Origin of the sequence: Marinibium conchae (assembly GCF_015595035.1) — a bacterium.
Taxonomy (GTDB): Bacteria; Pseudomonadota; Gammaproteobacteria; order Enterobacterales; family Alteromonadaceae; genus Glaciecola.
This window is the reverse complement of record NZ_JADNRN010000001.1, coordinates 949,869-970,543: the sequence shown is the minus strand read 5'-3', so window position 1 is coordinate 970,543 and position 20,675 is coordinate 949,869. Positions and strand designations below refer to the sequence as shown.

At 42.7% G+C, this 20,675-nt stretch carries 19 protein-coding genes; 14 read left to right on the top strand and 5 right to left on the bottom strand.

Going from position 1 to position 20,675, the window contains the following annotated elements; genetic code table 11:
• Positions 1-33 precede the first annotated feature (33 nt).
• Positions 34-585: an NAD(P)H nitroreductase gene (locus ISG33_RS04145; protein WP_195732261.1), complete on the bottom strand. Its 552-nt coding sequence runs from the start codon at positions 583-585 to the stop codon at positions 34-36.
• A gap of 102 nt (positions 586-687) precedes the next feature.
• On the opposite strand from ISG33_RS04145, the gene ISG33_RS04140 reads away from it, so the two are divergent.
• The 3 genes from ISG33_RS04140 to ISG33_RS04130 all read left to right on the top strand — a co-directional run bounded on the left by ISG33_RS04140 (position 688) and on the right by ISG33_RS04130 (position 3,518).
• Entirely contained in the window at positions 688-873 is a 186-nt protein-coding gene (locus tag ISG33_RS04140) for a hypothetical protein (protein ID WP_195732260.1), read from the top strand.
• 200 nt (positions 874-1,073) lie between these two features.
• Entirely contained in the window at positions 1,074-2,939 is a 1,866-nt protein-coding gene (sppA, locus tag ISG33_RS04135) for a signal peptide peptidase SppA (RefSeq protein ID WP_195732259.1), read from the top strand.
• Positions 2,940-3,026: 87 nt separating this feature from the next.
• On the top strand, positions 3,027-3,518 hold the full coding sequence (locus tag ISG33_RS04130; RefSeq protein WP_195732258.1) for a SprT family zinc-dependent metalloprotease: 492 nt from the start codon (positions 3,027-3,029) through the stop codon (positions 3,516-3,518).
• On the opposite strand, the gene yfbV is transcribed toward ISG33_RS04130, so the two are convergent.
• Positions 3,515-3,961, bottom strand: coding sequence for a terminus macrodomain insulation protein YfbV (gene yfbV / locus ISG33_RS04125; RefSeq protein WP_195732257.1), 447 nt, complete (start codon positions 3,959-3,961; stop codon positions 3,515-3,517). The two genes, ISG33_RS04130 and yfbV, sit on opposite strands and share 4 nt — an antisense overlap.
• 328 nt (positions 3,962-4,289) lie before the next feature.
• Here yfbV and trxB point away from each other — a divergent pair, with 328 nt between their 5' ends.
• From trxB to ISG33_RS04100, 5 genes are all read left to right on the top strand, one after another.
• The gene (gene trxB, locus ISG33_RS04120; RefSeq protein WP_195732256.1) at positions 4,290-5,246 is read left to right on the top strand and encodes a thioredoxin-disulfide reductase; all 957 of its coding nucleotides are present in this window, start codon (positions 4,290-4,292) and stop codon (positions 5,244-5,246) included.
• Between the two features lie 38 nt (positions 5,247-5,284).
• The gene (gene aat / locus ISG33_RS04115) at positions 5,285-6,022 is read left to right on the top strand and encodes a leucyl/phenylalanyl-tRNA--protein transferase (RefSeq protein WP_195732255.1); all 738 of its coding nucleotides are present in this window, start codon (positions 5,285-5,287) and stop codon (positions 6,020-6,022) included.
• Positions 6,019-6,714 carry an arginyltransferase gene (locus ISG33_RS04110; protein WP_195732254.1) on the top strand — a complete coding sequence of 232 codons (696 nt, stop codon included), beginning with the start codon at positions 6,019-6,021 and terminating at the stop codon, positions 6,712-6,714. The genes aat and ISG33_RS04110 overlap by 4 nt, the downstream gene beginning before the upstream one ends.
• Positions 6,715-6,794: 80 nt before the next feature.
• Positions 6,795-7,013, top strand: a complete 219-nt coding sequence (infA, locus tag ISG33_RS04105) for a translation initiation factor IF-1 (protein WP_006010397.1) — start codon at positions 6,795-6,797, stop codon at positions 7,011-7,013.
• Positions 7,014-7,204: 191 nt separating this feature from the next.
• Positions 7,205-9,112, top strand: coding sequence for a hypothetical protein (locus tag ISG33_RS04100; protein WP_195732253.1), 1,908 nt, complete (start codon positions 7,205-7,207; stop codon positions 9,110-9,112).
• Between the two features lie 113 nt (positions 9,113-9,225).
• On the opposite strand, the gene clpA is transcribed toward ISG33_RS04100, so the two are convergent.
• Both clpA and clpS read right to left on the bottom strand, forming a co-directional pair.
• Complete coding sequence (clpA, locus tag ISG33_RS04095) at positions 9,226-11,493, bottom strand: ATP-dependent Clp protease ATP-binding subunit ClpA (RefSeq protein WP_195732252.1); 2,268 nt, start codon at positions 11,491-11,493, stop codon at positions 9,226-9,228.
• A 13-nt stretch (positions 11,494-11,506) separates the two neighbouring features.
• Positions 11,507-11,830 carry an ATP-dependent Clp protease adapter ClpS gene (clpS, locus tag ISG33_RS04090; protein ID WP_195732251.1) on the bottom strand — a complete coding sequence of 108 codons (324 nt, stop codon included), beginning with the start codon at positions 11,828-11,830 and terminating at the stop codon, positions 11,507-11,509.
• 204 nt (positions 11,831-12,034) lie between these two features.
• On the opposite strand from clpS, the gene cspD reads away from it, so the two are divergent.
• From cspD to ISG33_RS04060, 6 genes are all read left to right on the top strand, one after another.
• A complete protein-coding gene (cspD, locus tag ISG33_RS04085; RefSeq protein WP_195732250.1) occupies positions 12,035-12,256 on the top strand; it encodes a cold shock domain-containing protein CspD in 222 nt (73 codons plus the stop codon).
• A gap of 221 nt (positions 12,257-12,477) precedes the next feature.
• The gene (locus ISG33_RS04080) at positions 12,478-13,047 is read left to right on the top strand and encodes a pseudouridine synthase (RefSeq protein ID WP_229333495.1); all 570 of its coding nucleotides are present in this window, start codon (positions 12,478-12,480) and stop codon (positions 13,045-13,047) included.
• Positions 13,048-13,187: 140 nt separating this feature from the next.
• Positions 13,188-14,354 (top strand): tRNA 2-thiouridine(34) synthase MnmA, encoded by a 1,167-nt coding sequence (mnmA, locus tag ISG33_RS04075; RefSeq protein WP_255528852.1) that lies wholly within the window; start codon positions 13,188-13,190, stop codon positions 14,352-14,354.
• 12 nt (positions 14,355-14,366) lie between these two features.
• A complete protein-coding gene (gene hflD, locus ISG33_RS04070) occupies positions 14,367-14,993 on the top strand; it encodes a high frequency lysogenization protein HflD (protein WP_195732248.1) in 627 nt (208 codons plus the stop codon).
• Between the two features lie 97 nt (positions 14,994-15,090).
• Complete coding sequence (gene purB / locus ISG33_RS04065) at positions 15,091-16,470, top strand: adenylosuccinate lyase (RefSeq protein ID WP_195732247.1); 1,380 nt, start codon at positions 15,091-15,093, stop codon at positions 16,468-16,470.
• A gap of 510 nt (positions 16,471-16,980) precedes the next feature.
• A complete protein-coding gene (locus ISG33_RS04060; protein WP_195732246.1) occupies positions 16,981-18,132 on the top strand; it encodes a JmjC domain-containing protein in 1,152 nt (383 codons plus the stop codon).
• 66 nt (positions 18,133-18,198) lie between these two features.
• On the opposite strand, the gene ISG33_RS04055 is transcribed toward ISG33_RS04060, so the two are convergent.
• Complete coding sequence (locus ISG33_RS04055; RefSeq protein WP_195732245.1) at positions 18,199-20,427, bottom strand: NADP-dependent isocitrate dehydrogenase; 2,229 nt, start codon at positions 20,425-20,427, stop codon at positions 18,199-18,201.
• Positions 20,428-20,675 lie beyond the last annotated feature (248 nt).

Here is a 20,675-nt window from a genome sequence, read left to right as displayed (position 1 = left end):
TTGTGCACTGATAAATACTCCTTTTACTGTTACCTAGCTCCAGTGCTCAAAATAATCACTGCTAGCACGCTCAGGCTTCGGCATAGTTTTAAGTTGCGTTGAACCAAGATACATGAAACCTAGCACTTCATCATGATCAAAACATCCTAACGCTTTTTTTACCTCGGGGTCTTGCGCATAACTCCCTGTACGCCAAACACCTTGAAAGCCCTGAGCTATTGCAGCCATTTGCATGTTACTCATGGCGCAGGCGGCCGATGCAACTTGTTCAACCCACGGTACTTTTGGATCTTCTTTATATTTCGCTATCGCTATTATTACCATAGGAGCCCTAAGGGGTAACTGTGGCGCTCGCTCAATGGTCTTTTGATCAGCATGCTTTGTAATTGCAGCGTTTTCAAAAATGCGTCCTAATTTATGCAGTCCTTCACCTTCACATACAATAAAATGCCAAGGTGTAAGACAGCGATGGTCCGGTGCTCTTAAAGCGGCCTGTTTAATATTTTCAAGAACCACACCGCTTGGCGCAGGTTCGGTAAGACGTGGCTGTGAACTTCTATTCAATAAGAGATCTAACGCATCCATAAAGGCTTCCTCGATAATTGCGACTATGTGCTACTATAACTACAGTGTACTGTTGAAAGGAAAAAAAAGCACATTTGCTTTGAACGTGTCGAGTGAGTATCTATGAAGAATCAAAAATTACCAAGCCCTCACCCTAAACCTAGCAGCGCACTCGCTAAAATCATGCGACCACACGCCAAGTCCGAAGCCGTTCAAAAGCGCCAAAGCGCCCTTCTTTTAGAATTTGCTGACAACGATGCCAAACATATCGCTGCCCTACTTCAAGAATGGTTAAAAGACAAGCAATAACAATTTCATTTCATGCCTGCCTAGCTCTTTAAGCCTGAATATTGTTGAGGGCTTGGCAAAATCTTGGCAACAGAATCGTCGGCTAAATAAACGAGTACACACTCATTTACATTTAAATGATGTTGTTTGAAAAGTTGATTCGGTAGTATACACGATAGAACGACTCTACAAAGTTAACAACAACAAGGTATTCATAGAATATGTCAGAGAAAAGAAGCTGGACGAAATCCTTATTTATTGGTGCGTGGACAACCATAAATTTCACCAGAAAGTTCATATTGAACCTAGTGTTCTTCATTATTTTATTTGCAGTGCTGATAGGCTTGAGTAATACAAGCTCCGACACTGTTAAAGTGCCAAATGACAGTGCTTTGGTGTTAAATTTACAGGGTAACTTGGTAATCGAAAAAACCTATGTGGATCCCGCTGAGAAATTCATTGGCGAAGCAATCGGTCAAAACCAAGAGAACCCTGAAATTTTAGTCAGAGATCTTGTCAAAGTTATCGAGAACGCAAAGGAAGACAAGCGAATTAAGGCTTTAGTACTTAAACTTGGAGGTTTAGGCGGCGGTGGCCTTGATAAGATGCGTGATGTTGCAGACGCGCTGACAGATTTTAAGACATCTGGTAAGCCAGTCTATTCTATGGGTGACTATTACGGTCAAAACCAATATTACCTTGCCGCCCATGCAGACAATGTTTATTTGCATCCGATGGGGGCTCTTATCATTGAAGGTTATGGCCGATATAGAATGTACTACAAAGAAGGGCTTGAGAAGCTAAAAGCAACAGTAAATGTATTCAAAGTAGGTAAATTTAAATCTGCTGTTGAACCTTTTCTACGGAACGATATGTCACCTGAAGCTCGCACTGCAAATGAAGCCTGGCTTGGTGAGCTATGGTCGCAATATAAATCTGATGTTGCAAAAGCAAGAAATATGGACGTGAGTAATTTTGATGAAAAAATGGAGCAAATTTTAGTTAAGTTCGAAGCTGCTGACAGCGATTTCGCCCAGTATGCCCTACAAAATGGCTGGGTTGATGCGCTGAGAACTCGCAACGAATTTAGGAATGAAATGATAGAACTGCTCGGTGAATCAGACGATAAAGCCGGCTATAACACCATTTCCTACGGCAGCTACTTGGATGCCATCACATCACCAATAACGATACCAGAATCTAGCAAAGACAAGGTTGCCATTGTGGTCGCGAAAGGAACTATCTTAGACGGTACCCAGAAGCCAGGAACAATTGGTGGCGACAGCACTGCTGCCCTGTTACGTAAAGCGCGACTCGACGACAAAGTTAAAGCCGTGGTCCTGCAGGTTGATTCTGGCGGCGGCAGCGTGTTTGGCTCAGAAGTTATTCGAAAGGAAGTTGAGCTCGTAAAAGAAGCCGGTAAACCGATTGTTGCTTCAATGGCTACCTATGCCGCATCAGGTGGTTACTGGATTTCTGCTAGTACCGACCGGATCGTAGCAGAGCCTAGCACCGTAACTGGTTCAATCGGTATTTTTGGAATGCTTACCACCTTCGAAAACTCACTTGAGTATATCGGCGTGAGAACCGATGGTGTCGGCACAACAGACTTCGCCGGAATGACCCCTACTCGTGCATTGTCGCCAGGAATGAAGCAGGTGATTCAAATGAATATTGAACGTGGCTACAAACGTTTTATAGATCTTGTTGCTACCGAGCGTAACATGACCCCCGAAGCCGTCGATGAAATCGCTCAGGGACGCGTCTGGATAGGTACTCAAGCTCTTGAGTTGGGTTTAGTAGATGAATTAGGTGGCCTAGAAGACGCTGTTAACATTGCAGCGGAACTAGCAGAACTCGAAGATTACGACACAAAGTACGTAGTACGTGAACTGAGTGAACAGGAGCTATTTTGGCAGAACCTGATGAACTCAGGCAGCTCTATGTTAGCGGGCTTTAATATTGAACCTCGCAAAAGCGCTCTGCAAGAAATCGTTTCTAGGGTTGACGCGGACCTTAAGCAGTTTACACAGCTGAACGACCCGCTTGCAGCCTATGCAATGTGCCTAGAGTGTAAAATAGACTAAACTACACAATTGCAGTATCTTTAAGGCAGTTACCATTTTGGTCGCTGCCTTTTTTATAGAACTTTCACGAAGCGAATAATCCTTTTTATGCCCACGCTGTTAGAACAAGCCGAACAACGAATTTCCGACAACATAAAACAAGCATCTTTACACTTCGCTTACGATTTTAAAACACCAATGGTGAATACCCATCAACGTGGAAAAATAGCAGGTAGTGCCCACCTTCAAAAAAACCTAATAAAGCTAAACAAAGTGCTATTCGAGGAAAATCCTGCTCATTTTTTTAGTGATGTGATCCCCCACGAAGTTGCCCATATTGTATGCTATCAATATTTTGGAAAGGTAAAACCGCACGGGAATGAATGGAAAATGGTAATGACACAAGTTTTCAACCTGAAAGCTCTGGTCACCCATTCCTTAAATGTAGACAACGTTGGTTTAAAGCACTTTGATTATCGTTGCGCATGCGACACTAAAATAAAACTAAGCAGTATACGTCACAATCGCATCCAACAAGGGAAGAGGCAATACCGTTGTTCGACTTGTAAACAGGAATTGATTGCCGTAGACAGTGTCTAAAAGAATTGTTTGGTGAAGCCCTTGTCCAGTTCGTTAAAGGCCGTTTTAAGCAGCAAGGCTAGCTCTAAAAACCTAGGCTTCGACTTAATCCCTTCAAGGGCACAGCCCTGCTCTTGCATTTTTCGATAGACTTCTTGATACCACGCTTTCATCTCTGGTGGCAGAGGTTTTTCCGCTCGCAGACCTAACCATATGAGACCTTGAACTGGTAAACTAAGAAAGAATATCCCGAAGGTAAGCGCTTGTGGTAAGTGTTGTGTGCCCAAATAAAAAAGCTGGGTCGCTACTGTTATCACAGCCAAAGCAGGCATGACCTTAAAGCCGAATTTAGTGGCCGCGACTATTCTACATTCTGGAAATAAACCATATAGTACTTTCTGCATCGGCCAGACTTCCATATAGTGTTGGCCACTTTTCAAAATATTTGGCACAGCTTGTTTCATTATTTACATCTCTAATGGCGCTAAAGCCTAAACGGCTAGCAAAGATAGAAATTCCGTGTATGCGAGCAGTAAATATACACCGAAACTCAGTTAACTTATATACGCACTTAGACTAAAAAAGCCTAAAAGAGTCTTTAGTTATTGTTGAAACTAAAAAGATATATATCTTAAGCATGGAGGCACACACAAAGTGAATGTATACTGTGAGTATAAAGATAGGGTAAACAATAGTTGAAAAACAACATACTTACCCCATCTAATACTAATCATCTTACTGTAGCAATAGCGAAAAACGCTACAGCATTCAAACTTGTTTTCGGAGATTTACATGTCAGAAACCAGACACGTTCCCTTGCTAATACTTGGGTCTGGACCAGCAGGCTATTCTGCTGCCGTTTATGCTGCACGAGCAAACCTTAATCCAGTGCTACTAACAGGAATTCAGCAAGGCGGACAATTAACAACGACGACTGAAGTTGAAAATTGGCCGGGCGACCCTGAAGGCTTAACCGGGCCCGACCTCATGGTTCGCATGCAAAAACACGCGGAAAAATTTGATACTGAAATTATTTTTGACCATATCAATAAGACAGATCTTTCAAAACGACCATTCACCCTCACGGGCGACCAAGGTACCTACACTTGTGATTCACTGATCATTGCCACTGGCGCATCTGCAAAGTACTTAGGCTTAGAGTCTGAAACGGCATTTATGGGTAAAGGCGTATCGGCCTGTGCTACGTGTGACGGTTTCTTCTACCGTAATCAAAAGGTTGCTGTTGTTGGTGGCGGTAATACCGCTGTAGAAGAGGCACTCTATCTTTCTAATATTGCCTCAGAGGTACACGTCATCCACCGCCGTGATACTTTCAGAAGTGAAAAAATTCTTGCTGACCGCCTCATGGAAAAGGCAAAAAATGGGAATGTTGTATTACACCTGAACAAAGAACTCGATGAGGTCTTAGGGGATGATATGGGCGTTACGGGTATCAATATAAAAGATACTCACAGCGGTGAAAAATCTCAGATTGATTTAATGGGTCTCTTTATTGCTATTGGTCATTCTCCAAATACTGGAATATTTGAGGGCCAGCTAGAAATGAAAGACGGCTACATCAAAGTGAAAAGCGGCTTAGAAGGCAATGCGACGCAAACCAGCGTGGAAGGCGTATTTGCTGCCGGTGATGTAAGCGACCACGTTTATAGACAAGCAATTACCTCTGCAGGCACAGGTTGTATGGCAGCACTAGACGCAGAAAAGTATTTGGATGCAAAAGACGATTAAATTGTCAGGTTTTCGGTGTCGCGGCCGAAAATAAAAGCATGCTAGAACTCTTTAAACTCGACCATACCAACCGCTTCCCAGCGGTTGATTTTGCTTTGATTGAACCAAACGGCTTACTTGCCTTCGGCGGAGACTTGTCCGCCGAGCGTTTACTTGAAGCTTATAAACACGGTATTTTCCCTTGGTTTTCTGAGGGTGATCCCTATTTATGGTGGTCTCCAGATCCTCGTGGTATATTAGCGCTAGAAGACTTTCACTGCTCGAAAAGCTTTCGCAAAAGTCTGAGAAAGAACCAATATCGAGCAACACTTAATAATAATTTCTTAGCCGTTATTAACGAGTGTGCATCAATTCCAAGAAAGAGTCCTGGTCTTGGCAATGTTAGTGAAACTAACAACCTTACTTGGATAACCCCTGAGATGAAGAATGCCTACGTAGAACTTCATCACAAGGGCTACGCACATTCTATCGAGATATGGGACAAAGAAATTCTTGTTGGCGGTCTATACGGCGTGGCTGTTGGTGGCGTATTCTGCGGAGAGTCAATGTTTCACCGTAAAACGGATGCCTCAAAAGCAGCACTTTATGCACTAGTTTTGCATATGAAAAATCATAATATGGGTTTTATTGATTGCCAAATGGAAACGGAGCATTTGCGCAGTTTAGGCTGCCAAGAAGTTGATAGAGAGCTTTTTATAGACATGCTAGACGAACAGTTAACGGTTGAATTGTCAGAAGACTGTTGGCGCGCTCAGTCGCTTGGAATACTTGTATGAAATTTGGCATTACACAAGCTTTTGACTGTAGTTATCTTCCAGATAAAAAAGAACAACTCTTGGTCTGTGTTGAGCCCAAAGAGACACTAAGTGACATTTTTTCACAACTCACTCAATCAGGGTTTAGACGCAGTGGCGAACAGATCTACCGCCCTCACTGTAATAACTGCAGTGCTTGTCAGTCTATTCGGGTCATTTCTCGCGCTTTTTCACCAAGCAAGAGTCAAAAACGTGTGTTATCAAAGAATCGTGATATTCAAATTAAGATAAGCGATCATGATAATCCCGACTACTACCCATTATACGAGCGTTATATTAATGAAGTACATAATGACGGAGCGATGTTCCCGGCCACCTACGAACAATACACCAGCTTTGTGAATTGTGAGTGGAATCAGCCTCTATTTATCGAGGGTTATATCAAGGATGAACTCATTGGCGTTGCTGTGACAGATGTGCTTGATGATGGTTACTCTGCTCTTTATACCTTTTTCAACCCCGAGCTCAGTGCACGCTCCCTTGGTACCTTTTTCATCCTTCAACAGATAGCTCTCTGCGCACAACAAGATAAAGCATATCTCTATCTTGGATATCAGATTGATGATTGTCGTAAGATGAATTATAAGAAGAATTTCTACCCAACCGAAAGATTCATTCATGATAAATGGGTATTATCCCCGAAAAATGAATGAAGTCCTTTACATAAAGGGCTAGATGCGTTAACTTCTGCGCGGCAAAATTATTGACTAACAACTTGAGGTTATTGCTTTAGATGGCAAAAGAAGATTGCATTGAAATGGAAGGTACTGTTTTAGACACACTTCCAAACACTATGTTCCGAGTAGAACTAGAAAACGGTCACGTTGTGACAGCCCATATCTCTGGAAAAATGCGTAAAAACTATATTCGTATTTTGACTGGCGACAAAGTAACTGTGGAAATGACACCTTACGACTTGAGTAAAGGCAGAATCATATATCGAGCTCGCTAACTTTTAAGAACTTGAGCTAGCTAAACGACCATTAGCAACTAGCGAGTATGGATAGAGAATAAAAAACCGCCGTAAAGGCGGTTTTTTTGTGTACGGGTCGTGTACCTAATGTATTATTGTAGTGACATAATGAGATATTCAGCTACAAGCTTGGTTGAGTATCAAGGAAGCATTTATTCAAAGGAAGTACAGTGATTAAAAAGATTATTATTTGTATAGCATCATTATTAGTATTGGCTGCCTGCAGTGGATCAGGTGGTGATAAAACACCACCTCCGCCGCCTCCACCAACGCCACCAACACCACCAACGAATAGTGCACCAAGCTTGAGCGGACCGTTATCTTTCGATGTCTTGGCGAATGAATCGCAAATAGTGGTGTTAGATGCTAGCGATGCCGATGGAGACACGATGAATCTTAGCATCGAAGAGCCGCCATCGTGGCTTACTGTTAGTTTTGAAAATAACCAAGCTACAATTGGCAGTAATCCTGGCTTTTTTGATATCGGTGAATACCAAATAAGACTAACGATTGCCGATGGTACTGTCAGCAAAGACTATAGCCTTATGATACAGGTTGCTGATAACCCTAGTGCTTATACGCTTCCTACATATACGCAAGAAAGTCTTCCACAAACTTGGTTGTTAGAAAATGAAGAACAATTTCACTTTTATAACCAAAATAATGGCTTATTCAAAGATGCCGATGGTTCGCTTTTCCCTATTGCATGGTCTGTTGAAGGCGATAATATTCAAATTAACGTACTCCAGCCAACCGCTGTTGAAGATGATATCCTTGATCGTATATCACTGCGTGTATTAGTTGAAGAAAACAACAGGTATAGACTTTCAGTTGAGAGAGAAGATACGCCAAGTTTAACGGTTAATACCAAGGCAATTCCTACTATTTCACCACAACATACTACTTATGGCACTTTGTCACTATCAAATGCAAGATCATTGAGTTTTGACTCACAAAGCAACAGCATAATTGGTTCTATCTCAGGAATTACAAGTCAAGACTTTACAATGTCTGGCACATTTGACGAACAAGGCACTGTCACGCTAACTAGTGGTGAAATAGTTACCAGAATCGAAGTTTTCGAAGCACAAAATCGCAGAACTGGATTGATGGAGCGAGTTCCAGTGAAGGATGTCATTACTGAAGTACAAATTCAATATGTGGATGATAGCTTAGCAATTTTCAAAACAGCTACAAAGAGTTTTTTAACCGATAGTGATCCTGATGCCACTGCTGACGACTATCCTGCACTTGAGAATAGGCTTAATCGAACACAAATAAACTACCACGAAATGTATGCTTTGACAGAAGCGGACATACCTGCTTTAAGCCCTGGGCAATTTCTTTTCTCAAAGTTCAATTCTGGATTTGAAAGTAGTAGCGATGATTATACAAATCTCGGGGCTAACCAGCTTGAAATTGTAAGTGACTCCGAAGCTATTTTAACGACCACAATGATCGGTCCTGGTCGGCGAATAGAAACGGAAGAGGTTGTCTGGAGTGCTAGTGGCAACATGCTGGAGCTTATTCGCGATGGTCAAGCTGAGCGATATTATGGCTTTACTACTGTGTCTGGCGAATTTGTTTTGCGAGGTTATATCGAAGCCATTGAAGCGGGTGTTCCTATCACTGCTTATGAAACTGCAGTTGTAGGTGAACCACTGGCATTTACCTCAAACGACTTTTCATATTTATACAATACACTGTCAATTTCCTTATTGCGAGGCAATGAGCCAATAATACATAACTTTAGACCTGATGGGACCGGCGGACTTTTTAACTTGGGAGACGATAGCAACGCAGAAAGGTGGAAACTTAATCCCGATGGGTCGTTTTCAATCCTATCTAATTTATCAAGCGCCATTTGTGGTTCCACCGATAGCTATGACAGCTGTTACAATGGATTTTTGATGGAACCTTATCTTCCCCTAATCGTGCGCGAAATCACGCCAATTAGAGTTGTAAATGGCGATGTGTATTTTAAATATCTGTATCGCGCTTTAATAGAAGATGATCTGAACTCGCTCGACTTTGCCAATAGTTCGGTGCGCAAATGGCGAAGGATCTCTAGCAATTAATCGTTAACATAAAGCTAAAAATAAAAACCGAGTGCTTGTTTAGGCTCTCGGTTTTTTTCTTTAACGCGCTCGCATGCTGCTTGAAAGAGATAATTAGTCGTTAATACTAAGGTCTAGGCTTCACTCTTCTCTTTACTTATTGACGTATAAGTGAAGGTTAGCTTCTCTTTATTTAGATCTACTTTCACTTCGCCGCCGGAGGCAAGTTTGCCGAACAACAACTCTGCCGCTAGTTCTTTCTTAAGTTGTTCTTGTATCACTCTACCCATCGGGCGAGCCCCCATTGATTTGTCGTAACCCGTTTTTGCTAACCAATCTCTTGCTTTGTCTGTTACCTCAAGAGAAACACCTTTTTGGTCAAGTTGAGCTTGTAGTTCAATAATGAATTTATCAACAACTTGCAAAATAACATCTTCATCCAGATGATTGAACCAAACGATACTGTCTAGTCTGTTTCTAAATTCGGGCGAGAAGGTTTTGTTAATCGCCGACATTGCATCATGACTATGGTCTTGCTGCTTAAAGCCTATCGACTTGCGAATTGTTTCTTGTACGCCAGCATTTGTCGTCATCACTAACACAACGTTACGAAAATCAACTTTACGTCCATTGTTGTCGGTAAGCGTGCCGTGATCCATTACCTGAAGCAAAATATTGTAAATATCCGAGTGCGCTTTTTCCATTTCATCAAGCAGCACAACGCAGTAAGGATTTTTAATCACAGCGTCAGTGAGCAGTCCGCCTTGGTCATAACCTACATAACCAGGTGGGGCGCCAATCAAACGGGATACAGCATGTCGCTCCATATATTCAGACATATCGAAACGCACAAGCTCAACGCCCATAATTTTAGCAAGCTGTTGAGTTACCTCGGTTTTACCTACGCCAGTGGGGCCAGCAAACATGAAACTACCAATCGGTTTCGCCTCGTTACCCAAACCAGAGCGCGACAATTGAATGGCGTCAGAAAGCGTTTCAATTGCATTGTCTTGGCCAAACACAACCATTTTAAGGTTACGCCCAAGGTTTTTAAGAACTTCTTTATCCGACGCACTCACCGACTTCTCAGGAATACGCGCAATTTTGGCAATTATTTGTTCGATGTCGGCAACATTAATTGTTTTCTTGCGTTTTGACGCAGGTAACAGCCGTTGACTCGCTCCAGCCTCATCCATTACGTCGATAGCTTTGTCGGGTAAATGTCTTTCACTTATATATTTAGCTGATAATTCCGACGCAGCAGCTAGGGCTTTTTGGGTGTATCTCACACTATGGTGCTCTTCATAACGTGATTTTAACCCCATTAATATCTTGGTTGTATCGGCGACACTTGGTTCAACTACGTCTACCTTTTGGAAGCGTCTTGCCAAAGCACGATCTTTCTCAAAGATCCCTTGATATTCCTGATAGGTTGTTGAACCAATACAACGTAATTCACCGCTACTTAATTTCGGTTTGAGTAAATTTGATGCATCCATTACACCGCCCGACGCTGCGCCAGCACCAATAATGGTATGGATTTCGTCTATAAATAAAATTGCGTCAGGGTCTTTACTTAACTCTTTAAGTATACCTTTAAGGCGTTTCTCGAAGTCGCCGCGATATTTCGTACCTGCCAGCAACCCGCCTAGATCTAGGGAGTAAACTGTCGAGGAGGCAATAACGTCAGGCACGTCATCTTTTACGATCCTGTAGGCCAGACCTTCGGCAATAGCAGTCTTACCTACACCAGCTTCCCCAACCAACAAAGGATTATTTTTTCGTCGGCGACACAACACTTGAATACTGCGCTCTAGTTCTTTGTCACGACCAATGAGCGGGTCTATCTTGCCCTCTTTTGCGGCAACATTTAGGTTGCTTGCATACTTGGAGAGCATTGATTGGTTTTCATCGCCGTCTTCACCCTCTTGCGCGACCTCGTCGGGCGAGTCACCTTCGTCCTCGGCCTTGCTGACCCCGTGAGAGATGAAATTCACAACGTCCAGACGAGTAACATCTGCTTTCTTTAAAATGTATACGGCTTGGGATTCCTGCTCACTGAAGATGGCCACTAGTACATTAGCACCCGTGACCTCACCTTTGCCTGATGATTGTACGTGAAAAACGGCTCTCTGAAGCACTCGCTGGAAACCTAGAGTAGGCTGTGTTTCTCTCTCAGTGCTTTGTTGCTCTGACATAAGAGGTGTCGTTTCGTTTACGAAAGCAGTGAGTTCTACGCGAAGTGTTTCAATACTCGCCCCACAAGCTTTCAATGCTTCTTGCGCTGCTGCATTGTCTAAAAGCATCAACAATAGATGTTCGACTGTCATGAACTCATGCCTATTTTGACGCGCAAACACAAAAGCATCATTTAACGTTTGTTCTAAATCTTTATTTAGCATTATTTCCCCTTACTCAATGTGCAGGTTCCATTGTACACATCAATGGATGCTGATTTTTTCGTGAGTACTGATTCACCTGCATGACTTTTGTCTCTGCAATCTCTGCAGTAAATATGCCACATACTGCTTTTCCTTCATAGTGAACCGTAAGCATGAGTTGATTAGCTTTCTCAGTATCCATATTAAAATAGGTAACCAGAACTTCAATAACGAAATCCATGGGCGTGTAATCGTCGTTGTTTAGCAACACCTTATACATAGGTGGTGGCTCAACTTTCTTTTTGACGGTGTCAATTTGCTTCTCGCCGTCAATGTTTATGGTGTTTTCTTTAGTCATAGATACATAATAGTGTTAAAAAGCCCAACAGGAACACTTTTTTAAACAAATAGTCACTTCGTGTAATTTACACTTGACAAACAATGGTTAAAAAACCTACAGTTTTAGTATGTGATGCTTCAGATGTGAGTCACACCTGTTGCTCTCTCCTAGTGTGGGGGTAATTTAGCGGTATTTCAAGGTTCAAGAAAAGGAAGTAGTAGTATGGCAGTCGGCAAAGTTAAGTGGTTTAACAATGCTAAAGGTTTCGGTTTCATCGTTCCTGAAGATGGTGGCGAGGATATTTTCGCACATTATTCTACTATCAAGATGGACGGCTATCGTTCCCTGAAAGCGGGCCAGGAAGTGACTTATGAAGTTCAGCAAGGTCCAAAGGGCTTGCATGCCGAGAACATCGGTTTGAGTTCGGAAGAACCGGAAAGGTAATTCCCACACTCTAATAAGCAAACTCGATAAAAAAGCAGGCAACGCCTGCTTTTTTGTGCCTGAAATATATTTCGCAATATGAATGCTTAACAAAATAATCAGAAGCATGCGATAATTGCAACATGTAACCCAAGCCAAGTTAGCTCATTGTGAAAAACGCTCGCGCCACATTTTATCGTCATAGAAAAAAAGCAGCTTTGCAAAACGATCCTAATAAAAAAATACCTTCGACAAAAAAAGCGGCAATAACAAATGCCAACCGCAAAATACTATTATTTAATAAACCTTACATGGTGCTAACGCAATTTACCGATCAAGACGGCCGTAGCACTCTTAAAGACTATATCGATGTTAAAGATGTTTATGCAGCGGGTCGACTTGACCGCGATAGTGAGGGGCTGCTATTGCTTACCAATGATGGGAAGCTTGCGCACCAAATTGCTTCTCCCGATAAAAAAACAGCAAAAACCTATTGGGTACAAGTTGAAGGAAGCCCGAACGAAAGCGATCTCGATAAGCTCAGGAAGGGCGTTGAGCTGAAAGACGGCAAGACCAAACCAGCGCAAATCAGCATAATAAGTGAACCTGATATATGGCAAAGAAATCCGCCAGTCAGATTTAGAGCAGCGATTCCAACAACATGGCTCAGTATTACCATTACTGAGGGCAAAAACCGTCAAGTTCGTCGAATGACTGCTCATATAGGCTTTCCGACGCTTCGATTAATTAGGTATCGTATTGGCGATTGGACACTAGACAATATTAGCAATGGTCAGTACCGCAGTCTGTAATATGCTAGCACCCTAAATACTACAACAAAGCTACAAATAATCTTTGATTATTGTTATTATCTGCGCCCTTAAAAAAGAGCAAACTTACCTCTTTAGTCGCATTGCAATGTCCGCTAGATTTTTAGCCGTATAGGAGCTCAGTGTTGGATTCTAAACCAAAATCAGAAACTAAAGTTATTGTAGGCATGTCTGGCGGAGTAGATTCGTCGGTTTCTGCTTATTTGCTCCAGCAAGAGGGCTATCAAGTAGAAGGCCTCTTCATGAAAAATTGGGAAGAGGACGACAATGACGAGTATTGTGCCGCAGCACAAGACTTGGCTGATGCACAAGCAGTTGCTGATAAATTAGGCATACATTTACACACTATCAATTTTGCCGCCGAGTATTGGGACAACGTTTTTGAGTACTTCTTAGAAGAATACCGAGCGGGACGCACACCAAACCCCGACATTATCTGTAATAAAGAAATCAAATTTAAGGCCTTTTTAGAGTTTGCGGCAGAGGACCTAGGTGCAGACTACATTGCTACTGGGCATTATGTGCAGCGCCGGCTAGAAAACGACACTTGGGCAATGGTTAGAGGTTTAGATAGCAATAAAGACCAAAGTTATTTCTTATACACGCTCAGTCATGAACATATCGCCAAAACACTCTTCCCCGTGGGTAACATTGAAAAACCGAAGGTACGGGAAATTGCTGAGCAACAGGGTTTAGTAACTCACAATAAAAAAGACAGCACCGGTATATGCTTCATTGGTGAAAGAAAGTTCAAAGACTTCTTAGCGCAGTATTTACCCGCCAAGCCAGGAATTATTGAAACGGCTGAGGGAGAGGAAATTGGTGAGCATGAGGGTTTGATGTACCACACTCTTGGCCAACGCAAAGGTTTACTCATTGGCGGCAAGAAGGATCATGGTGATGCGCCATGGTACGTTGTTGATAAAGATGTCGCGCGCAATGTCCTCATCGTAGGACAAGGGGCAGACCACCCTCGTCTATACTCCGATGGCTTGCTTGCAATGCAACTGCATTGGGTCGATCGCACAGGGCCTTCTGACAAAACTCGAATGCTGGTAAAAACACGATATCGCCAACAAGATATTCCCTGTGAAGTGACACCCAATTCTGATGGCTCAGTAACGGTTATGTTTGATGAGCCACAAAAGGCTGTCACTCCAGGGCAGTCTGCCGTTTTCTATCAAGGCGATCGTTGTCTTGGTGGCGGCATCATCTTTGGTTATATTGCTGACAACAAAATTCAAAGTATCGCCAAGCCTGCCGTCGCTGTTGACAGTATCGGCTCTTAGGAAGGCATGCAAATGATAAGCCCCAACATTGAAAATCAACTGGCCCTCGCTGGTGTTTGCCAAGCAGCGTCATTAGTAAAAGCTATCGCTCAGACAGGGGAAGCCGACACTCTTGCGTTTGAGGCCAGTATCTCTAGTATTTTAGTCGTTTCACCCGACAATCCTCAGCAAGTATTTGGCTCCTTACCCAATTTGCGTATTGGCTTCACAACAGTTGTCGAACAACTCGACGGCGAAACTAAGAACAAAGACGTCTTAATCACGCGCTACGTAGCCTCAATTTTGAGTTTAGAGCGCAAACTGAGCAAAAACACTGGAGCTCTGAAAGACTTAGGCGAACGTATTTCTCATGTTCAACGCCAACTAGCGCACGTCGACTTCGAACACCAACAAATAGTGTCTTCGCTTGCGAGTATTTATACCGACATTATCAGCCCGCTTGCACCTAAAATACAAGTTGCTGGTAGCCAACAATACCTCGCGCAACCTGTGATTCAGCATAAAGTAAGAGCCTTGCTATTGGCAGGCGTTCGAGCTGCTGTTCTATGGCGACAAATGGGTGGAAAACGTCGCCAAATTTTATTTAACAAAGGGCATATATTAAGCTCTGCTAAACAAGCACTGCGTGTAATTTCGTGATCATGCATTTACACAACATGCCCATAATCAAAGCCAAACAGACTTTAATAATCAACACCGAGTTTGACTCTATGTCACTATTTACTAAGGACCCGCAATGAATTTATCTGCACTCACCGCCCTCTCACCTGTAGACGGTCGCTATGGAAGTAAAACAAAAGAATTAAGAGAGTATTTCAGTGAGTACGGCCTAATTAAGCAACGCGTAATAGTTGAAATTCGTTGGCTACAAGCTCTTGCTAATTTTGACGACGTTGTGGAAGTGCCGACGTTTTCAAGCGAAGCAAATACCTTACTAAACAACATCATTGATAATTTTTGCGAAGCCGACGCGCAACGAGTCAAGGACATTGAAGCAACCACTAATCATGACGTCAAAGCGGTAGAGTATTTTTTAAAAGAAAAGGTCGCTGATAATGCTGAACTTAATGCTATCAATGAGTTCATCCATTTTGCCTGTACATCAGAGGACATCAATAACCTTTCACATGCTCTGATGCTAAAAGGCGGGCGGGACGAGGTGTTGCTTCCTTACGCCGACAAACTCATTGAGGAGCTAAAACGTCTCGCCAGTGAATATAAAACAATTCCAATGATGGCAAGAACGCACGGGCAACCAGCCTCTCCTACTACCATGGGTAAGGAAATGGCAAACGTAGCAGTGCGATTACAAGGTCAGCGCAAGCAGATTGCACAAGTAAATTTGCTGGGCAAGATTAATGGTGCTGTTGGTAACTATAATGCACATTTAAGTGCTTACCCAGATGCTGATTGGCAGGCTTTTGCGCAGCGCTTCGTTGAGAGCTTAGGGATTAGCTGGAACGCTTTTACCACTCAAATTGAGCCACATGATTACATTGCTGAGCTCTATGATGCGATCGCACGATTCAACACTATCATCATTGATTTTGACCGTGATGTGTGGGGCTATATAGCACTCGGACACTTCAAACAACGGACTATTGCCGGTGAAATTGGCTCTTCCACTATGCCGCATAAAGTAAACCCTATTGATTTTGAAAACTCCGAAGGAAACTTGGGCATAGCAAATGCGATATTGGGGCATTTATCGAGCAAACTGCCTGTGAGTCGATGGCAACGTGACCTTACGGATTCAACAGTGCTTAGAAATTTAGGTGTCGGCATTGGTTATGCTGTAATTGCATACCAAGCCACTCTGAAAGGCATAAGTAAACTACAAGTTAATGAAGCTAGCTTAGCTGCAGAACTCAACAGCAATTGGGAGCTTCTCGCCGAGCCAATCCAAACAGTTATGCGCAGATACGGGATCGAAAAGCCTTATGAAAAACTTAAGGAGCTTACCCGCGGCAAAAAGGTTGATGCCGAAGTGATGGCAGACTTCATAGATAGCCTAGACTTACCAGATCCAGTGAAAGCAGAATTAAAGCAGTTAAGTCCAGCCACATATATTGGTGATGCAATAAGGTTGGTCGACCAGTTATTGGCCGAACAATAAAACCTTGTATTTAGCAAAGTAGATGGCCCCACAAGGACGTGAGCCACGCCTGTTGTAATAGCTACGCCTGTTGTAATAGCCACGCTTGTTATGCAATCCACACAGCTCATTTGCCTTCGCTCGCAAACATAAGCGAGCACCAAGCTACATATTCATAACTCAGTGCTGAGATTGAGTACATTAGTTCATATCTATCTACCACGACCTTACATCAGCCTTTATGTTAATACATACACTTGAGAAAAAGCATCTCAGGCAAAAGTGAGTACTGTGGCAGTAAAAGCCATAAATAGCTTATTTTTGTTCTTTTTTATTCCTTGAGGGAACCCCAATAACCTGTCTTATAGACTAGAATCAAGCGCAAACGGCATGATATACGAGTTTGTTCACACATGATGTTGTATAGTTAGCGGCACTAGCAATTCAGCACTCATTCAACACAATACAAAAGTTGTGCTAAAGGAATTAGCCGCGTTTCAACATATTGCTTATTAGGAGAAGCAAATATTCATGATCATTGAACAATTTAACAAAGATGAATTTATCGCCAACTATTGGCAACAAAAACCCTGCATAATCAGAGCATTCCTTCCCGATTATAAAGATCCAATTAGCGAAGAACATTTAGCTGGTCTCGCTGAGGAGCTAGATATCGATAGTCGAATTGTGTCTTTCGATAAGGGTCAATGGCATGTTGAGCAAGGACCGATAAACAACTTTAAAAAATTTTGCAAAGGAAAGTGGACTATACTCGTTCAAGGCGTTGATAAATTTATAGATAATATCGACTATTTGACCGACTTGGTTCGCTTTATTCCGCACTGGCGACTTGATGATGTAATGGTAAGCTATTCAGTGGAAGGCGGTGGTGTTGGCCCCCATCTCGACGAGTATGACGTATTTATACTTCAGGGGAAAGGAAGCCGGCGTTGGCAAGTAGGTTTACCATCGTCTTTTGAAGAAAATATCGTTCATCCCTTACTTAAACAGATTAAAGGCTTCGAGCCAGTTATTGATGAAGTGCTCAGACCTGGTGATGTTGTATATATTCCTCCGAAGCACCCTCACAATGGGGTAGCGCTTGAACCATGTATGAATTACAGCATTGGTTTTAGGGCTCATACCGACGTAGAATTACTCACAGGTATTATAGATGAGCATGCCTTTGAAAATGCTGACACCCGATATACCGACAATAAGACTATGCAGCAGCGATCCGGCGAGCTTAGGCCTGGAGCAATCACCGCGCTTGAAATGAAGAAAATAAAAGACGAGCTTGCTTCGCTTATTTTCTCAAAAAATGCTGAATCAGCCATTGTTCAATACCTCAGCAGGCAATCCCTTCCGGACTACGACTACGAGTTAAGCCAAGAAGAAATAGAAGAAGTTGACCGTGCACTTGCCTCTGGAGCAACGCTTTTACGTCAATCAGGAATAAAAGCCATTTACGCACAAGAGCAATCTGGCGAAGAGTTTGAATTCTTTGTTAATGGCGAGAGATTTTCAACAAGTATTGCCATGTCGGAGCATATTCAAAAAGTAGTAGATTGCCGTGAGATTCATTTGCGAAACCATTTCGCTGCTAACATTTTAGAAAATGACACTTTCAGCGAGTGTTTGAAGGCGCTATTGCTAAGTGGTTATTGGGACTACAAATATTAAAATTCAATTGCAACAAAAAAGGCTATCCCTTTCGGAATAGCCTTTTTTTATTGAGCGATGACAGAACTAAATTGCAGCTAATACGTCGTTAAGCGTTGCACTAGGACGCATTGCACTTGATGCCTTCGCATCATCGGCAAAATAGTAGCCATTGATATCGACAGCAACACCCTGAGCATCGTTTAACTCACCAACGATGGTTGCTTCAGCCGCCGTCAACTTTTCAGAAACGGGCGTAAATTGTGCTTTTAGCGCCGAATCATCCGTCTGATTTGCTAATTCTTGAGCCCAATACAGAGCTAAGTAGAAATGCGAACCACGGTTATCTAATTCATTAACTTTCCTCGACGGTGACTTATTCTCTTGCAAGAACTTAGCGGTAGCTCTATCAAGAGTGTCAGCTAATACCTTAGCTTTAGGCTTGTCGGTATTTACACTCAAATGCTCTAAAGAAGCAGCCAGTGCTAAAAACTCACCTAAAGAATCCCAGCGCAAGTGATTTTCTTTTTCAAATTGCTGAACGTGCTTAGGAGCAGAGCCGCCCGCACCAGTTTCAAACAATCCACCACCGTTCATTAGCGGTACGATTGACAACATTTTCGCACTTGTTCCCAATTCTAGGATTGGGAAAAGATCGGTTAGGTAATCTCGTAACACATTGCCCGTTACGGAAATCGTATCTTGGCCCTTCGCGCAACGCTGAAGCGTAAACTCTGTCGCTTCCACAGGGCTCATAATCTGAATATCTAAACCACTGGTGTCATGATCCTTTAAGTATGTTGTCACTTTCTTGATCATCTGAGCATCGTGAGCACGGTCAGCATCTAACCAGAATATAGCAGGAGTATCCGTAGCGCGCGCTCGCGTTACAGCAAGTTTCACCCAATCTTGAATAGGTGCGTCTTTGGCCTGACACATTCTCCAAATATCGCCTTGCTCTACGCTGTGGCTAAGCAAGACATCGCCCGCTGCATTAACAACGCGTACTGTCCCGTCTTCAGCGAGGTTAAATGTTTTGTCATGTGATCCATACTCCTCAGCCTTTTGAGCCATTAAGCCAACGTTAGGTACGGTTCCCATTGTTGTTGGATCGAACGCACCATGTTTCTTACAAAACTCGATAACACTAGCAAAAACGCCAGCGTAGTTGCGATCAGGGATCATGAATTTAGTGTCTTTTTGCTTGCCGTCAGGCCCCCACATTTGACCAGAAGCTCGAATAGCAGCAGGCATCGATGCATCAATGATGACGTCACTAGGAACGTGCAAGTTGGTGATACCACGATCAGAATCAACCATTGCCATATCAGGGCGCACAGCATAAACAGCTTGTATATCCGCTTCAATTTCAGCTTTTTTATCTGCTGGAAGAGATGCAATTTTTGCGTAAACATCGCCCAAACCATTTCTTACGTCGACACCAATTTCGGCAAAGGTATCAGCATGCTTAGCAAAAACGTCTTTATAAAAAACTTCTACCGCATGGCCGAAAATGATTGGATCCGATACTTTCATCATGGTTGCCTTCATGTGCAAAGACAACAAAACATCCTGTTCCTTTGCGGCGTTGATTTCTTTATCGAAAAAGGCTACTAATTTAGATTTGCTCATTACCGAAGCATCTATAATTTCTTTATCAAGCAAAGATACTTTTTCTTTTAATACTGAAACTTCTCCAGCCTTATTTTCGAATTCGATTCGAACGTCTTGCGCACCAGCTACGGTAGTAGATTGCTCGCTACCATAAAAATCCCCTGCTTCCATATGCGCCACATGAGACTTAGAGTCCGCAGACCATGCTCCCATTGAATGCGGATTATTACGAGCGTACTGCTTTACAGAGCTCGGCGCACGGCGATCAGAATTACCTTCGCGTAATACTGGGTTGACGGCAGAACCAAGAACCTTCGCGTAAGTCGATTTTATCTTTTGCTCTTCTTCAGTTTTTGGATCTTCTGGATAATTCGGTAAAGCATAGCCTTTGTCTTGAAGTTCTTTTATCGCTGCTTGCAACTGAGGAACGGATGCGCTGATGTTAGGCAGTTTGATAATGTTGGCTTCAGGTGTCTTTGCCAAGTCACCCAATTCTGCTAGTGCATCACCAATACGTTGCTCTTCAGTTAGGTAGTCAGGAAAGTTAGCAATGATACGACCAGCCAATGAAATATCACGAGTTTCGACTTGAATACCAGAAGAAGCAGTGAAAGCTTTGATAATTGGTAGTAGTGAGTGCGTTGCGAGTGCTGGTGCTTCATCTGTAATCGTATAAATGATCTTTGGTGTATCAGTAGTCATTAAAGTTCCTAATGCTGGTTAGCGGTTAAACGGGTGTATCAGTTCAATGGGCTTTGTTGTTGAATTTCAATCAAAAAGCGCACAATTACATTAATGCAAATCTGCAAGCCCTAATTCGTGCGCGTGATTTTAAAGGAAAACGCGGCGTTTTTATATAGCTAGTAATGTAAAAAGCATCAATGTCCTCAACTGATCGGACGTGTTAAGAATATCATTGATGCACTACATAACATGGAAAGTCTATTCGC